We start from the raw sequence: 17,237 nt of genomic DNA, 5'->3' as shown, positions 1-17,237 counted from the left end.
ACAACCACGTCGCAGAAATGCTCTTCGCGCTCCGAGCGATGCGCGAAGGTGATTTTTCGGTCCGCCTGCCGGGCGATTGGCCCGATCTCTGGGGTCGCGCCGCCGACACGTTCAACGACATCGTCGCCACCAATCAGCGCATGGCCCAGCAGTTCGATCAGGTCGGGCAGGTCGTCGGCCGCGAGGGCATGACCAAACAGCGCGTGCGCATCGGCTCGACCGCCGGCTCCTGGGGCGAGATGGAAACGTCCATCAATTCGCTCATCGACGATCTGCTCTGGCCCACCACGGAAGTCACGCGCACGATCCGTGCCGTCGCCCAGGGCGACCTTCTGCAAACCATGCGACTCGACGTGGACGGCCGCCCGCTGGCTGGCGAGTTCCTGCGTTCCGCCACCATCGTCAACACGATGATCAAGCAGCTCTCGGTGTTCACGTCCGAGGTGACGCGCGTCGCGCGCGAAGTGGGCACCGACGGCAAGCTTGGCGGCCAGGCGCAGGTGAGCGAGGTGACGGGTGTCTGGAAAGACCTGACCGAAAGCGTCAACTCGATGGCCTCGAACCTGACGGCCCAGGTGCGCAACATCGCCGACGTGACCATCGCCGTCGCCAACGGCGACCTCTCGAAGAAGATCACCGTTGACGTGCGCGGCGAGATTCTGCAGCTCAAGGAAGCCATCAACACGATGGTCGACCAGTTGCGCTCGTTCGCGGCCGAAGTGACACGTGTGGCCCGCGAGGTCGGCACCGAAGGCCGCCTCGGCGGACAGGCCGTCGTGCCGGGTGTCGCCGGCACCTGGAAGGATCTGACCGACAACGTCAACCTGCTCGCCGCCAATCTCACGACGCAGGTCCGCAACATCGCCGAAGTCACGACCGCCGTGGCCCGTGGCGACCTCTCCCGCAAGATCACCGTCGACGTGAAGGGCGAAATTCTCGAGCTCAAGAACACCATCAACACGATGGTCGATCAGCTCAACTCCTTCGCATCCGAAGTGACGCGCGTGGCGCGCGAGGTCGGCACCGAAGGCCGCCTCGGCGGACAGGCCCAGGTGCCGGGCGTCGCAGGCACCTGGAAGGACCTCACCGACAACGTCAACTCGATGGCCGGCAACCTCACCAACCAGGTCCGCAACATCGCCGAAGTTGCAACGGCCATCGCGGGCGGCGACCTCTCGAAAAAAATCACCGTCAACGTCAGCGGTGAAATCCTGCAATTGAAAGAGACCATCAACACGATGGTCGATCAGTTGAACGCCTTCGCCTTCGAGGTCACGCGCGTCGCCCGAGAAGTCGGCACCGAAGGCCGTCTTGGCGGACAGGCCGACGTGCGCGGCGTCGCCGGCACCTGGAAAGACTTGACCGACAGCGTCAACTCCATGGCCTCGAACCTCACGACGCAGGTCCGCAACATCGCTGAAGTCGCGACCGCCATTGCCGGCGGCGACTTGTCGAAGAAGATCGCAGTCGACGTGCGCGGCGAGGTGCTCGAGCTGAAAGAGACCATCAACACGATGGTCGATCAGCTCAACGCATTCGCCGGAGAAGTGACGCGCGTGGCGCGCGAGGTCGGCACCGAAGGCAAGCTCGGCGGACAGGCCGTCGTGCGCGGCGTCGCCGGCACCTGGAAAGACCTCACCGACAGCGTCAACTCGATGGCCTCGAACCTTACCGGTCAGGTCCGAAACATCGCCGAGGTCGCGACCGCCGTGGCGCTTGGTGACTTGTCGAAAAAGATCACCGTCAACGTCAGCGGCGAAATCCTGCAGCTCGCCGAAACCATCAACACGATGGTGGACCAGCTCAACGCCTTCGCCGCCGAGGTGACGCGCGTCGCGCGCGAGGTCGGCACCGAAGGCAAGCTCGGCGGACAGGCCCAGGTGCCCGGCGTCGCCGGAACGTGGAAAGACCTCACCGACAGCGTCAACTCAATGGCGAGCAACCTCACCAACCAGGTACGCAACATTGCCGACGTGGCGACCGCCATCGCCAACGGCGACCTGTCGCGCAAGATCACGGTCGACGTGCGCGGCGAGATCCTGCAGCTCAAGGAAACGCTGAACACGATGGTCGATCAGCTCAACCGCTTTGCGGGCGAGGTGACGCGCGTCGCGCGCGAGGTCGGCACCGAAGGCCGCCTCGGCGGCCAGGCCAACGTGCCGGGCGTCGCAGGCACCTGGAAGGACCTCACCGACAACGTCAATCTGCTGGCCGCTAACCTCACGACGCAGGTCCGCAACATCGCCGACGTGACCACCGCCGTCGCGAGAGGCGACCTCTCGCGCAAGATCACCGTCGACGTGCGCGGCGAAATTCTCGAGCTGAAAGCGACCATCAACACGATGGTGGATCAGCTCAACGCCTTTGCCGGCGAGGTGACGCGCGTCGCGCGCGAGGTCGGCACGGAAGGCAAGCTCGGCGGCCAAGCCCAGGTGCCCGGCGTCGCCGGCACCTGGAAGGACCTCACCGACAACGTCAACTTCATGGCTTCGAACCTCACCGCCCAGGTGCGCAACATCGCCGAGGTCGCCACCGCCATTGCCGGCGGCGACCTGTCGAAGAAGATCTCGGTGGACGTCCGCGGCGAGATCCTCTCGCTCAAGGAAACGCTGAACACGATGGTCGAGCAGCTCCGTTCGTTCGCCGCCGAGGTGACGCGCGTGGCCCGCGAAGTCGGCACCGAAGGACGCCTCGGCGGACAGGCCGTCGTCCCGGGCGTCGTCGCCGGAACCTGGAAAGACCTCACCGACAGCGTCAACTCGATGGCCGGCAACCTCACGGCTCAGGTGCGCAACATCGCCGAGGTGACGACCGCCGTGGCCCGCGGCGACCTCTCGCGCAAGATCACCGTCGACGTGAAGGGCGAGATCCTGGAGCTGAAGAACACCATCAACACGATGGTGGACCAGCTCAACGCCTTCGCCTCGGAAGTGACGCGCGTCGCGCGCGAAGTGGGCACGGAAGGCAAGCTCGGCGGACAGGCGCAGGTGCCCGGCGTCGCCGGCACGTGGAAAGACCTCACCGACACCGTGAACGTCATGGCCGCCAACCTCACCGAGCAGGTGCGCGGCATCGTCAAGGTCGTGAACGCCGTCGCCGGCGGCGACCTCAAGCAGCGGCTGACCGTGAACTCCAAGGGTGAGGTGGCGGCCCTCGCCGAGACCATCAACGACATGACCGACACGCTGGCGCTGTTCGCCGATCAGGTGACCACCGTGGCGCGCGAAGTCGGCGTCGAAGGGCGCCTCGGTGGCCAGGCCAACGTGCCCGGCGCCGCCGGCACCTGGAAGGATCTCACGGGCAACGTGAACCTGCTCGCCGACAACCTGACCAACCAGGTGCGCGCCATCGCCGAGGTCGCGACCGCCGTGACCAAGGGCGACCTGACGCGGTCCATTCAGGTCGACGCGCGCGGCGAGGTCGCCGAACTTAAAGACTACATCAACACGATGATCGGCAATCTCCGCCTGACGACCGATCGCAACACAGACCAGGACTGGCTCAAGACCAACCTCGCGCGCTTCACCGGTATGCTCCAGGGCCAGCGCGATCTCGCCACCGTCGGCAGCCGCCTGCTGTCCGAGCTGGTCCCGCTCGTGCGCGGCCATCAGGGCGTCATCTATCAGATGGGCTTCGACGACGATCCCAAGCTCCGCCTGCTCGGACGCTACGCAGACCATCCCGATCGCAGCTACCCGACGTCCATCGAGGTCGGAAAGGGCTTCATCGGCCAGTGCGCCGTCGAGAAGCGCCGCATCCTCGTGACCGACATCCCGGAAGACACCGCCCCCGTCGGATCCGTGATGATGGAAGCCCCGCCGCGCAGCATCGTCGTCCTGCCGATCATCTTCGAAGAGCAGCTCAAGGCCGTGCTTGCCATCGCCTCGCTCTACGAGTTCGACAAGGCGCATCTCACGTTCCTGGAGCAGCTCACCGACAGCATCGGCATCGTGCTCAACAGTATCGAAGCCACCATGCAGACCGAGTCGCTGCTGAAGCAGAGCCAGGAGCTCGCCAAGGAACTTCAGTTGCAGCAGAAAGAGCTTCAGACAACCAACGAGCAGCTCGGCCAGAAGGCCCAGCAGCTCGCCGAGCGCAACGTCGAGGTGGAAGCCAAGAACCAGGAAATCGAGCACGCCCGCCGCGCGCTGGAAGAAAAGGCCACAGAGCTTGCGCTCACGTCGAAGTACAAATCCGAATTCCTGGCCAACATGTCCCACGAGCTGCGCACGCCGCTCAACAGCATCCTCATCCTCGGCCAGCAGCTCAGCGACAATGTGGATCGCAACCTCACCGACAAGCAGGTGGAGTTCGCGCGCACCATCCATGCCGCCGGCACCGACCTTCTGAACCTCATCAGCGACATCCTCGATCTGTCGAAGATCGAATCCGGCACCGTGTCGGTCGATGCCGAGGAGCTGTTCCTGCTGAACCTTCTCGAAGCGGTTGCACGGCCCTTCCGCCACGAAGCCGACAACCGTCGCCTCTCTTTCGCGCTCGACCTCGATGCAAACCTCGGCCGCGGCATCTATACGGACGCCAAGCGCGTGCAGCAGGTGTTGAAAAATCTGCTGTCGAATGCGTTCAAGTTCACCGAGCAGGGTGGCATCCGCCTCACTGTCGCGCCGGCTGCGAGCGGCTGGAGCCCGGAGAACAAGACGCTCTCCACAGCGCCCTCCGTGATCGCGTTCGAAGTCTCGGACACCGGCATCGGCATCCCGCCCGACAAGCAGAAAATCATCTTCGAGGCATTCCAGCAGGCCGACGCCGGCACGAGCCGCAAGTACGGTGGCACCGGCCTCGGCCTTGCCATCAGCCGCGAGCTGGCCACGCTTCTCGGCGGCGAAATCCAGCTCAAGAGCACGCCCGGCACGGGCAGCACGTTCACGCTCTATCTTCCGCAGCGCTATGCCGCGCCGAACGTCGTCACGGAACTCGATCCGGGCCGCCTGCGCCTGCGCTACGATCCCCTCCCCGCCCCGCGCCAGGAGCGCGCCGTCGAGCACATCGCCGACGACCGCGAAGACCTGCATCCCGGCGATTTCCTCCTGCTCATCGTCGAGGACGATCCCCAATACGCCCGGATCATGCTGGACCTCGCGCGCAATGAGGGATTCAAGGCCGTCGTCGCCCAGCGGGGCTCAGAAGCGCTGGCCCTCGCCAACGAGCACAATCCGAATGCCATTTCCCTCGATGTCTTCCTGCCAGACATGCTGGGTTGGAGCGTGCTGAGCCAGCTCAAGCAGAATCCCGCAACGCGCCACATTCCCGTGCAACTGGTCACCCTCGACGAGGATCGCCAGCACGGGCTTGCTCAAGGCGCATTCGCATTCGTCACGAAACCAACGACCACCGAGGCCATCCGCGACGCGCTGACGCGCATCAAGGATTTTTCGACCGCCAGCCGCAAGCGCCTGCTCGTGGTGGAAGACAATCCGGCCGAACAGATGGGGATCAACGCGCTGCTGGGGCATTCCGATATCGAAATCCAAACCGCATCCGCCGGCGCCGAAGCGATCGCCTATATGCGCGCCAATCCCGTCGACTGCGTCGTCCTTGACCTGAAGCTGCCGGACATGTCCGGCTTCGATGTCCTGGAAACGCTGGGCGCAGACCCTGCGCTGAGCGATGTGCCGGTCGTGGTGTTCACGGGCCGCGAGCTCTCCGCAGAGGAAGACGCCCGTCTCCACACCATGGCCCGCAGTGTCATCGTCAAAGGCGTCGAATCGCCGGAGCGTCTGCTGGACGAAACCGCCCTGTTCCTGCATCGCGTCGTCGGCGATCTGCCGGTCGAAAAGCAGCGCATGCTGGAGCGCCTGCACGTCTCCGATGACGCGCTCGTCGGCAAGACGGTGCTGCTGGTCGACGACGACGCCCGGAATATCTTTGCACTTTCAAGCGTTCTTGAACGGCGTCGCATGAACGTTCTGACCGCAACCACAGGCAGAGAAGCCCTCGCCAGCCTGGAACAAACACCGAATATCTCCATCGTCCTCATGGACATCATGATGCCCGAGATGGACGGCTATGAAACCATGCAGGCGATCCGCTCCGAAGCCCACTGGCGGCGCCTGCCGATCATTGCGCTCACGGCCAAGGCCATGAAGGGGGATCGCGAAAAATGCCTCGAAGCCGGAGCATCCGACTACCTCGCCAAGCCGGTCAACACCGAGCAGTTGCTGGCCGCGTTGCGCATGTGGCTGCATCGGTAGGAGAGACGCCCGTGCGCGCGACGCCCGTCAACATTCTGCTCGTCGATGACCAGCCGGCAAAACTGCTGAGCTACGAGGTGATCCTGAGCGATCTTCAGGAAAACCTCATCACGGCAAGCTCTGCCAGCGAAGCGCTTGCGGTTCTGCTCAAGACCGACGTCGCCGTCGTGCTCGTCGATGTCTGCATGCCGGATCTCGACGGCTTCGAGCTGGTGCAGATGATCCGCGAGCATCCCCGCTTCCAGGACATCGCCGTTATTTTCATCTCCGCCGTGCTTCTCACGGATCTCGACCGCATCAAGGGGTACGAGTTCGGCGCGGTCGATTACGTGCCGGTGCCGGTCGTGCCGCAAATCCTGCGGGCCAAGGTGAAGATCTTCGTCGAGCTCTATCGCAAGGCACGCGAGCTCGAGGCCATCGCGGCCACGCTTGAGCAACGCGTTGCCGAGCGCACCGCCGAGCTTGAAGCCTCCTCGTCGCGCCTGCGCAAAAGCGACGAGCAGCTGCGTCAGGCGCTAACGGCGGCAAAAATGGGCACGTGGCGACACGACCTCACGGCCCAGGTGAGCCAGCGCGACGAAAATCTGAACGCCATCCTCGGCCTTCAGCCGCTCGAAAGCATCGGCCCGACGCGCGCCTGGCTCGACCGCATTCACGAGGACGATCTCGAACTCGTAACCGACGCCTGGCAGAAGGCGATCAAGGAGCGCGGCGCTTACGAAGCTGAAATGCGCATCCACCACAACGACGGCACCGTGCGATGGCTGCGCGAGCAGGGCCACTACGTGCCCGATCCGAACGGCCTGCCCGGCTCCCTGACCGGGCTCACAGTCGACATCACGGAGCGCAAGCAGGCCGAGGAGGCGCGCTCTCTGCTCATCGAAGAGCTCAATCATCGCGTCAAGAACATGCTGGCGACGGTTCAGTCGATTGCCCACCAGAGTCTGTCGGGCGCGCAGAGCGAGCAGAAGCAGCGCTTTCTCTCGCGCATCCAGGCGCTCGCCACCGGCCACAACCTGCTGACCCAGAGCCGATGGAAGGGCGCGCGCCTCAACGACATCCTGGATGCGTTGTTCGCGCCTTACCGCGCCGAGACGGACGCGCGCCTCACGCTCCGCGGCGACGACGTGGTCCTCTCGTCGCGTGACGCGATCTCCGTCACGCTCGCCATTCACGAACTGCTCACCAATGCGGTGAAGTATGGCGCCTACACGGTGCCGTCGGGACGCATCGACGTGGCCTGGACGATCGCCAAGGCCCCGCCGAGCAAGCGGCTGCAATTTGAATGGGACGAACGCGGCGGTCCGCCCGCCATCGAACCGGAAACCACCGGCTTCGGAACGCGTCTTCTCAAGTCCCTGGCCGCCCAGCCGAGTGGAGAATACTCATGCCATTATCGCGACATCGGTGTGCTGTGCCAGTTCACGTTGCCGATCGAGGGGCAAGTCTGATGCGCCCGCTGGCCGGAAAACGCGTGCTGGTGCTCGAAGACGAGCCTTTGATCGGCATCGTCTTGGCCGACATCCTGGAAACGGCCGGCTGCGTCGTCCTGGGCCCCGCCTACGATGTGCCCCAGGCCCTGACCCTGCTCGAGCAAGACGACGTGGATTGCGCGGTTCTCGACGTCAACCTTGGATCGGGTCAGACATCCGCCGCGGTGGCCGATGCGCTCGAAGATCGCGCCATTCCCTTCATGTTCGCCACCGGCTACGGCGAAGGCGCACTGCGCTCGAAGGACCGCGCGAAATTCCGCGTCGACAAACCCTATGACGATTTCCAGATCTGCGACACGCTGAGAAAGTGTCTGGCAGACCAGTCCACCTGATTGCGCCTGTTACACCGGGACACAAGGCGCACGTGTCTCACGCCCCGCTCGCTTCGTGGGGTTTCGCCTACTCAGCGTCCTTGCCGAAGTTCGTGTAGATCGTCTCGACTTGGCTGTCGCGCGCGATGCTCGCCGGCGTCACCAGCGTCTGGTCCAGGATGAGATCGTAGCAGGCCTGGAAATTCTCGGCCCGCTTCGCCTTGCAGAGCGGATGCGCCCGCCAGCGCTCCTTGATCAGTTTGCGCGCCGCAGGCGTGCTGATGTTCAAGTCGCGGACTTTCTGCTCGACGCCGACCGTAATGTTCGCGCCCTCCTTGAAGGCCGCATAGATCAGCTCGCTGCAATAGATCTGGTCGCGCGTCTCATAATAGAAATGATCGTAAGGCCGGCCGAGATACGACCGCGCCCGCGCCACCGCTTCCTTCGCGTCGGCGTCCGACAGCGCCTTCAACCGCTTCACGGTCACCTTCTTGCCGCTGCCGTTCTTGATCCAGCTCTCGAGCGGCATCACCCGCACCGGCCCCACGGCTTCGATGACCACGGCGCGTCCCTTCGCGTCGACATCGACCAGCCCGACGTGCGTGTACTGCGTGCCCGACGCGAGCATGATCGCCTCTTGCGCGCTTCCCGACGTATTCTGAAAAACGATGTCTCCCGACTTGAGCGGCGGGAGATCCGCGGCGCGGGCGGCCAGGGAAGAGCCCTGAGAAAGGCTGAGCGCGAGCAGCAGCAGCCCGAGGGCGCGAGGGAGGGTGTGTGTTGTCATGACGGACATGTCGTTTTGGAAAACGGCGGGATCGTGGCGGGGTGGCCCAGCCACACCCGCCACTTGAGCATGATTCGTCAGCCGTGGGAGACCGGCTGCCGACATCCGCCCAGACCCCTACCCCGCCAGCACGGAATTTCCGCAACGGATCCCGTGAACCTGCACATCGACTTCACCGAGATGCACGCCGACGAGATCCAGAACAGATGCCAGCACCGGATCGAGCGCTGCCGTCACAGGCGCCAGGATCCCTAGCAGCGCGTTCGTAAGCAGGCCGACCGACCCCAGACCGATCAGGCTCACATGCAGATCGAGCGAGCGCAGTAGCGACGACGTGAGAGACGTGAGGTAGTCCCTCACCTCAGCCGTCTTGACAGTGCGCCGCGCCACGTCGTCGCTGTCGAACGTCAGCGGAACAGCCTGCGCGTTGCTCATTTCGGCGTACGCCTTGCCGGAAATGCTCAGCAGTGGAATGGACACGATCGACGCGTACGACACCGGCGGCGCGCTCGAAAATGACGACAGCCCTGCCGGATTGATCTCGCCGATCCAGGCCCTCACCACAGCGGGCCGCGCCGCGACGACAGCCTCGCCTCGCGCGCCTGCGCCACACCGCACCGCCTCGAGCCGCGCTTCCGCACTCGCGATTTCCACGTAGACCGGCAACCGGATGCGAACACCGGCGAGAAGGCCGCTGCCCCCCACTTCAGCCAGCAGCCTGATCCGCGTCTGCGCCGTCCGCAACGTCGCGCCCGCTTGTCCGATCGCGACCCAACCCGAGTTTTGCGCACGCTCGCCGATGGCAACGTCCATCGTCAGGCCAAGGAGCCCCGGCACGCTTGCCCCGAGGTTGACCGAAACCTGACGCGTCCCGTTCGCAGCCGTCGCGGCCGCCATGACGAGCGACATCACATTCACGTCCGCCGCAAGACCGGCGTGCGGCTCTCCAATCGAGGTGTTCGTCAAGGTTCCAAGATTCAGGATCGTACGCATCGGCACCGTAACCGAAGCGGGCGTTTGCGCCGCGAGGCTTGCCAGCACCTGCGCCGCACGCGTATCCCCGCCCCGACGCGCGGCCTCGGCGGTCGCCCGCAGCACCTGCCCAGCTTTTGCATCGGCCGCGAGAAGCTGATCGTAGGTGCCGGCCGCGAGCCCAACTTCGGTCGACAGCGCCGACAGGAAATCAGCAAGCGACACATCTGCGTCGACCAGAGCGTTATAGTCCATCACTGAAAGACTGAGGTTCGCGCCGAGCAACGCCCCGAGCAGCCCGTTCACGACACCGCCCCGCAGCGCGGCGAGCCGACTGCCGATGGAAAACATCGCGTGCGCATCGACCGCACCCATTGCCGACACCGAAATTTCGGGCGCGGCAAAAAGCGCCTTCGAGAAATAGGTCTCGCCGGGGAACGCCACGTTCAGGCGAACCGCATTGTGGGGCACGCCGCCTGCCCTGAAGCGGAGACCGTGCGCGACCGAGCGATCGACCTCGTAGCGCCCTTTCACGACTGCAAGCGTGCTGAGACTGCCGAACCCGTTCGCAGTCAACGTGGCGCGCGCCGCCGCCTCGGCATGATCGATGTTTGCGGCAGCCGCAATCGCGGCAAGGTCCGCGGCGCCCTGAGCCGTTCGCCGCTCGAGATAGAGCGACCCGACATCGATTGCCAGCGCGCACACGCCCATCGCGACCATGAGGAACATGGCGAACAAGATGCCGATGGCGCCGCGCCGGTCGCGCCGAAACGCGCGCAATTTGCGTTGAAGTTCCACGGGTGCCGCCTCCTAGAATCCGCCACGCGAAATGATCGCCGCACGCTCGATGGTTTTCGGCGGCAACGGAATGAGCCCGGAAAACAACCAGATCGGCAGGTCTGCGGAATCGAACGCGACCCGAACTTGAAACTTCGCCGGATCCGCGCTGAGCGGCTGGGCCGTCACCGTAAGCCGGTCGATCTTGAGAAGAGGATAGTTGCCGCCGCTGGAGGCGATATGCGCGCGCGCGATGTTGCCGCGTTCCGCATCGTCCAATCCACCGACCGAGGCTCGCGCCGCATCGGCCGCAAGCTGCTGGACGGAGTGCGCCACCGAGAAATAAAGCCCGTAGGCCACAAGCCCGCAGAAGAAAATCAGACCGATCGGAAACACCAGAGCAAACTCGACCGCGGCCGATCCGCCGCGATCACGCAACGCGCTTCTGAGGTGTCTTTTCACTGTGGGCATGACCCGGATCCTCCAGTTCGAGGACCCGAGCCTAGCCCTGCGTTTGATAAATGCAGGGTAACAAAACCGGCGAAACGAAAATGCTTTCGCGTGCAGAATGAGTGCGCCGTTAAAGAGAAACAGAATGACTTTCGCCGGTCGCCTTACGTCATCCAAAGGATGGAAGAGTAAGCTTCACAGAACAGCCGAACACACACCCGCCAAGTCCGTCAGTTGAAGCGAACGAGATAGCGCTCGTTGCGAAGGAAGCAATGCGCGACCCGCCACTCCAGCGCGTCTTCATGATCGGAGAAGATCACGCGATCCAACCGCAGCAACGGCGTTCCCTCGTCGACGGCGAGATCCCGCGCATCGGCGCTGGTCGCAAGCACGATGTCGACCCGTTCGTCAGCGCGCCCGACCAGAATGGAGTTGTACTGCGCCAGCGCCGACAGCCGATAGCTTCCGAGGTCATCCGGGATGCGAGTGAAGTAGCGCGCAGGCAGCAGGCAGATCTCGGTCATGAAGGTGTGCCCGTAATGCTCGCGGACGCGCTCGATCCGGATCAACTCATCACCGCGCCGTTGCCCCAACCGCGCGGCTTCTTCCGCGCTTGCAGCGACGCGTGTAATCGAGCGCCCGATCTTGGTACCCGAAATCCGCTGCCCCTCGAAGTTGTGGAACATCGAGAATGGAAACGTCGTCTCGGCGGAGGCGTAGTCGTTGACGAACGTGCCGCGGCCTTGCCGGCGGGTCACGATCCGCTCCACCTCCATCAGGTCGAGCGCCTTGCGCACGGTGCCGATGCTGATCCCGAGCTGCTGGGCGAGTTGCGTTTCGTTCGGCAGCGTCGCCCCGGGCTTCCAATGCCCCACGACGATGCGCTGCACGAGCACATCGCGGACCTGCAAATAAAGCGGACGCGCGGCGAGGCGGGTTTCCAAATCCGGCATTTCAAAATCCCCCAGCTTGGCGGACTTCGCGGCCCGACCCGCGTGCACCGCCTCAAATGCCCGAAGCCGCGAAGGCCTGAGCTATAAAACCAGTAGGGGTGAGAAAACATTTATGCAACCATAAATTGCATCGGTGGTGTATCGACCTGTAGAAAATTCAATTTCGCACCGGTGCAACAAACAACATCATCCAAAGAACCACCGTCAGAGAACCGTCCTACGTTCGCTGACGAACACCGCAGAAAGACGCAATGCAGACGTGCTCCGCGCCACCGTCCGGCGGAGCGGGCTTGCTACGTCGCGAACTGCCTTAGCCGTTGCGTCTGATGGACTGAATGCTCGTAAGGAGGTCCTGGCCGAACACCGCGCCCGTGTCGCCGCCGCCGAGCAAAATCGACGGGATCGATTGCGCCGTCTGCTGGGGGTTCGCGATGTCGTAGAGAGCGGAAAAGCGCGCCAGGAACTTCTCGAGCTTCGCCGGATCCTTGAAGTCGGCGACGTTGATGCGCTTTTCGATCATCTGCGCCAGCTTATCGACATCGCTCTGCGCCACCGCATCCGGCAGCCCGAGCCCCGTCATCACGACTTCAAGCAGCGCCTTGTCGGCCAGGATGGAATAGGCGCTCTTGATCGTACCGGCCTTGCGCTGGAAGTAGAGCGCCAGCCGCACGCCGGGGTTCTGCTCGCCGGCCTGCTGTTCCATCGTCTGGCGGATGAAGAGATCCTGCGTCTGCAACACCTCGCTGCTGTCCTGCGCCGCGCCGGCCGAGACGCGCTTCGCCGACCCATCCGGCGCGAAGTTGAACGCCGCCGCAAGCTCGCGGAAGCGGTAATTCTCCGGCCGGTTTGCAAAGCTCTTCTGGTCGTAGAGATCGCTCGTGAGCACCTGCTTCAGAACGTCGTTCGAGATTGTCTCGCCTGAAAACCCAAATGCCCGCGTAATGTATGTGACCATACGCTTGTCTTTCAGCAGCGCATCCACCGAGCCGATGTTTTCCAGGGTGGCGGCGTAGTATTCGCTTTCGGTCTTGCCACGCGCCTGCTCCGTATCGAGCGTGCCGAGCGTGATCGTGTAGCGCGTGATCGTCGCGGACCGCGCCGCGTCGATCTGTGCCCGCACCGGCCCCAGCGCCTCGCCGTCGGGGCCGAAATTGAACGCGCCCGCCAGCGCCGTATAGCGGTCGTCGCCCAGCCGTCGCGCGAAGCTCGTGGGATCGCGCGCGTCGCTCAGGATCACCTGGCGGATTCTTGCCTTCGGCTCTTCCGCGGGATCGAGCCCGTAGGCCTTGACGATGTAGTTGAACAGCCGGTTGTCGTTCATGAGATCATCGACTGACAACGTCGTCGCGATCTTCATCTTGTAGTAGTTCGTCTGCACCTCGTCGGCACTGACTGCCTTGGTGCCGTAGTTCGTCATGTAGAAGTCGGTCAGCGTCGTTTCCTGCGCCGCCGTCTGGGCCGTCTCTCCCGGATCGAGAGAGCCGTCCGCGTTGAAGTTGAACGCCGCCGCAAGCGTGCGATAGGCGGGCCCAAGCGTGTTGGCCGGGCTCGCGGGATCGGTGAGATCGCTCGTTATGGCGTCACGCAAGGTCGTGGGCCCCACGAGAATGGGATCGAGCCCGACGGCCGTCAGCGCATAGGTGCGCAAAAGCTCGTTGTTCACGAACTCGTCCGCCGTGGTGACGCTTGCCATGAGCGCGCGGAACGTATCGGTGCGGAAAGCCGCAGCGGCCGGCGAGCTGCCGGTGCCCGTCGTGTCGAAATAGCGATCGATCGTCGCCGTCAGCTGCGTCGAGGTCTGCGCGCCGCCCGCCAGCGCGCTCCCGTCCGCTTCAAACGAGAAGGCGGATCTGAGCGCCACATACCGCTGATCGTTGAAGGCGTTGGCGGGGCTCGCCGGATCCGAGAGATCGCTCACGAGCACTGCGCGGATCGCCGATTCCGAAGCGATGTCGGGATCGAGCCCGTAAGCCTTGAGCGCCAGCGAGAACAATTTCGGGTCGCCGACGAGATCGTCGACGGACGTCAGCGTGCCGAGCTTGGTCTTGTAGTAGTCGACCTCGGTGGCCGCAGCGGTGCCCTTGAGAACGCGCTGCTGCGAATAGAACCCCACCGTCTCGGCTTCATCGGCCGCGTCCTGCGCGGTGATCGCGCCGAGCTCGACGTCTCCCGTAGGCGTAAAGTTGAACGCCTTGGCAAACGCCTGGTAGCGCTGATCCACCAGCTTGCTCACGAAGCTGTCCGGGTCGCTCAAGTCGCTCTCCAGCACCTTGCGCATGAAAGCTTTGGCGTACGTCATGTCTTCGAGGCCGTGCGCCTTCATGGCGTAGGCGTAGAGGCGCTGATCGTCGAGAAACTCGTCCACCGAGGTGATCTTGCCGATCGTCTCGCGATAGTAGGTGGCTTCGCGCGACACCTGCGCATTGGCGAGCGTCCGCGCCGTGCTCTTGGCGACGTCGGCCGTGTACATTTTGTAGGAGAGAAAGGTCGAAACCATCGCCGCGTTCCGCTCGCCGATCTGGATGCCGGCCGGCGCAAGCAGCAAAGCCCAGGGACGTGCGGGAGGCCCGCTCTGAGCCGCGAATCACGCCGGATAGCGTGATCTCGCAGTATCTTGAGGAGCTTATGCGGGGCGTACCGCCGATAGGGTCAGCGGGTGGAGCGACACCGGCGGCAAAGCCGGTGTCGCAAGCGTGTCAGGTGCCGGCTTCGGCGGTCGAGTACTGGCCGTTGACGGCCTGGTCGCCCGTGCGAGCCGTCGAAACGATCAATCCGAGGTGCGACAGGAATTCGTCGACGCGCTTGCCGTTGAGAGCCGACAGCAGCTTGTCCTCGATGCGCCGAACGATGGGCTGAACATCGTTGTACAGCCGCGTTCCTTCGCTCGTGATCGTCACTTCGTAGGCCCGGGCGTCGTCCTTGTCGCGCTTGCGCTGGATGATGCCCTTTTTCAGCATACGGCGGACAATATCGGCCATAGTAGAACGGTCAATTCCCGTCGCGTCGACAAGTTTACTCTGGCTAAGTCCCTCAGAACGGGCCAGAGCAACAAGTACTGCGTACTGCCGGGCAGTCAAATCGTATTCCGACATCTCAGACTGGTAGATCTCAGTCACGACCTGAACGGCCCGATGAAAGAGATGTAGGGGCGAATGCTCAAGATCAGTTTCTGAATTTAGTCGAGTCATGGCTGTTATTACCGTTCGTTGCTCGCCAAAAGTAGGGGGTAGCCCAGTTACACGGCATTCGGGTCCAAACGCGCCGCTGGGCATCGTCAGTCGACTTCTCAGTGGAGAAATTGTATTCAAGTGCAAATGTACGTGGACCGCTCGCATGACATGGCGCTATGTGTCGACTGACCGAGCAATCAATCGGGCATTTGTGATCAAATGATCTTCTCGACGCAGGATGTTCACCCCAGAGAGCGTTTGAGCTACTGGCGGGAAGTCGCAACGCGCGGATACGTCGAGCACGATTTCGAGCCCGGCCAGGGCCAGGCCTTCAACGGCTCCGTAAAGATCGCAACCCTTCCCGGCCTCGCCCTCACGCGTTTCGATGCGGATACGGCGCGCGTCAGCCGGTCAGAACGCAGCGCCGCCCGAGCCGACGCGAACGACATGCTGCTTTGCATGCACGTGCAGGGTGAGCTGGGCATTTCCCAGGATGGACGCGACACGGTTCTGACGGAACGGGCGCTGTTCCTGCTCGATCCGCTGCGCCCCTTCGACATCCAATTGAAGAGCCATGCGTCCAACGTCGTGGTCAAAGTCCCGCGCGCCGTGCTTGAAGCGCGGGTCGGCAATACCGGCAACTTGACCGCGCGCGCGATCGCCCCGCCGAACGCCGTGGCCGCCCTCACCATGGGCTTTTTGGACATGCTGCCCGATCTCGCCGAATCCCTCGACGACATCGCGGGCCTCAAGGTTGCCGAGCAGTTGCTCGACCTGTCGGCGCTCGCTCTCACCTCCGAGCACGGCAAGATCACGGCTCTGTCGTCGTCCCGCGCCACCGCCTTGCTGCGCCTCAAGGCTACCATCGAGCGCCTGTTGATCGAGCCAGGCCTCAAGCCGGAGCGCATCGCCGCGGAAACGGGCATTTCGATACGCTACGCCAACGACTTGCTCGCTGAGGACAACTCGTCGATCGAGCGCTACGTCAACGAACGCCGGCTCGAACGCTGCCGCGCGGCGCTCGAGGATGCCGCCCAGTCGCACCGGAGCATCGGCGAAATCGCCTTCAAATGGGGCTTTTCGGACCTGTCGCATTTCGGACGGCGCTTCAAAGGCCGGTTTGGCCTCACGCCGACCGAGTATCGCCGCCGGGCCGAAATCGCGGCCACCGAACGCCAACCCGAGACACGCAGGCCCGGCGTCCTCGGCTTCTCCGAGACGACTTGAGGCGAACCCGCGCCCACCCAACCTCAGCGCACGCCCCCAGCGCCTGTTCTCTCTCGCCTGCCCCACGCCGCGTAACGCCCACTCCGCTCGGCTTGATAAAAGTGCGCGCGAAGCCGATTTTCCGTTATGAAGCAAAAACCGGGATGAGCGCGTCCGCGGCGCGCCGCGCTGACGCGCCCCGGCCATCGCAAGATCCCTTTGCGGCACGAAGACCGGAAGAATGTCGAAGAAAATTGCTGGCCCTGAAATCGAGCGGCTCGTTCAGCTCTTGTCGCGCCTGCCGGGCCTTGGCCCTCGCTCGGCGCGCAAAGCCGCCCTTGCCTTGCTCAAGCGTCGCGACGACCTGCTCGCGCCGCTTTCGGAAGCCATGTCCACAGCCGTCCGCACCATTGTCGACTGCCCCGTCTGCGGCAGCCTCGACACCGTATCCCCCTGCACCGTCTGCCGCGACGAGCGCCGCGACCGATCCGTCATCGTCGTGGTCGAGGAGATGGGCGACCTCTGGGCCCTCGAGCGCGCGAGCGTCATCAACGCCAACTACCATGTTCTCGGCGGCCACCTCTCCCCGCTCGACGGCATCGGCCCCGAGCAGTTGAACATCGCCACCCTGATCGAGCGCGCATCGAACGGCATCACCACCGAAGTCATCCTCGCGCTCAATGCCACGGTTGAAGGCCAATCCACCGCCCACTACTTGATGGAAGTCTTGGCCCCGAGCGGGATTGCGGTCTCGCGCCTTGCGCAAGGTGTGCCCGTCGGCGGAGAACTCGACTACCTCGACGAAGGAACGTTGGCCGCGGCCATCAAATCCCGCAAACGCGTCTAAGGTCACTCGGCGCAACGTCGACACGCGCCGCGGGTGCGGGTCTGTCATCGCACGATTGA

11 protein-coding genes are annotated in these 17,237 nt (G+C 63.9%); 5 read left to right on the top strand and 6 right to left on the bottom strand.

The window, feature by feature from the left end:
* Window positions 1–17: 17 nt before the first annotated feature.
* The 3 genes from K2Y42_RS16100 to K2Y42_RS16090 are packed head-to-tail and all read left to right on the top strand — an operon-like array spanning window position 18 to window position 8,037.
* Window positions 18–6,212: a HAMP domain-containing protein gene (locus K2Y42_RS16100; protein WP_366512419.1), complete on the top strand. Its 6,195-nt coding sequence runs from the start codon at window positions 18–20 to the stop codon at window positions 6,210–6,212.
* Window positions 6,213–6,223: 11 nt separating this feature from the next.
* Complete coding sequence (locus tag K2Y42_RS16095; protein WP_291154321.1) at window positions 6,224–7,663, top strand: HWE histidine kinase domain-containing protein; 1,440 nt, start codon at window positions 6,224–6,226, stop codon at window positions 7,661–7,663.
* Window positions 7,663–8,037, top strand: a complete 375-nt coding sequence (locus K2Y42_RS16090; RefSeq protein ID WP_291154320.1) for a response regulator — start codon at window positions 7,663–7,665, stop codon at window positions 8,035–8,037. Before K2Y42_RS16095 ends, K2Y42_RS16090 begins: the two co-directional genes overlap by 1 nt.
* A gap of 67 nt (window positions 8,038–8,104) precedes the next feature.
* Here the strand turns inward: K2Y42_RS16090 and K2Y42_RS16085 are convergent, their stop codons facing one another.
* The 6 genes from K2Y42_RS16085 to K2Y42_RS16060 form a co-directional block, all read right to left on the bottom strand.
* Entirely contained in the window at window positions 8,105–8,803 is a 699-nt protein-coding gene (locus tag K2Y42_RS16085) for a YiiX/YebB-like N1pC/P60 family cysteine hydrolase (protein ID WP_291154319.1), read from the bottom strand.
* Between the two features lie 117 nt (window positions 8,804–8,920).
* Window positions 8,921–10,573 (bottom strand): pilus assembly protein TadG-related protein, encoded by a 1,653-nt coding sequence (locus tag K2Y42_RS16080; RefSeq protein ID WP_291154318.1) that lies wholly within the window; start codon window positions 10,571–10,573, stop codon window positions 8,921–8,923.
* Window positions 10,574–10,585: 12 nt separating this feature from the next.
* On the bottom strand, window positions 10,586–11,023 hold the full coding sequence (locus tag K2Y42_RS16075) for a TadE/TadG family type IV pilus assembly protein (protein WP_291154317.1): 438 nt from the start codon (window positions 11,021–11,023) through the stop codon (window positions 10,586–10,588).
* A 209-nt stretch (window positions 11,024–11,232) separates the two neighbouring features.
* Window positions 11,233–11,955, bottom strand: coding sequence for a GntR family transcriptional regulator (locus tag K2Y42_RS16070; RefSeq protein ID WP_291154316.1), 723 nt, complete (start codon window positions 11,953–11,955; stop codon window positions 11,233–11,235).
* A gap of 310 nt (window positions 11,956–12,265) precedes the next feature.
* On the bottom strand, window positions 12,266–14,452 hold the full coding sequence (locus tag K2Y42_RS16065) for a DUF1217 domain-containing protein (RefSeq protein ID WP_291154315.1): 2,187 nt from the start codon (window positions 14,450–14,452) through the stop codon (window positions 12,266–12,268).
* Window positions 14,453–14,651: 199 nt separating this feature from the next.
* A complete protein-coding gene (locus K2Y42_RS16060) occupies window positions 14,652–15,047 on the bottom strand; it encodes a MarR family transcriptional regulator (protein WP_291154827.1) in 396 nt (131 codons plus the stop codon).
* Between the two features lie 336 nt (window positions 15,048–15,383).
* Between K2Y42_RS16060 and K2Y42_RS16055 the strand changes: the two genes are divergently transcribed.
* Together K2Y42_RS16055 and recR are read left to right on the top strand one after the other, a co-directional pair.
* On the top strand, window positions 15,384–16,352 hold the full coding sequence (locus tag K2Y42_RS16055) for a helix-turn-helix domain-containing protein (RefSeq protein WP_291154314.1): 969 nt from the start codon (window positions 15,384–15,386) through the stop codon (window positions 16,350–16,352).
* A gap of 220 nt (window positions 16,353–16,572) precedes the next feature.
* Complete coding sequence (gene recR, locus K2Y42_RS16050; RefSeq protein WP_291154313.1) at window positions 16,573–17,178, top strand: recombination mediator RecR; 606 nt, start codon at window positions 16,573–16,575, stop codon at window positions 17,176–17,178.
* Window positions 17,179–17,237 lie beyond the last annotated feature (59 nt).

The sequence above is a fragment of the Hyphomicrobium sp. genome, from assembly GCF_019744875.1.
Taxonomy (GTDB): Bacteria; Pseudomonadota; Alphaproteobacteria; order Rhizobiales; family Hyphomicrobiaceae; genus Hyphomicrobium_C.
Note: the sequence above shows the minus strand (reverse complement) of the source record. Positions and strands in the feature narration are given on the sequence as shown.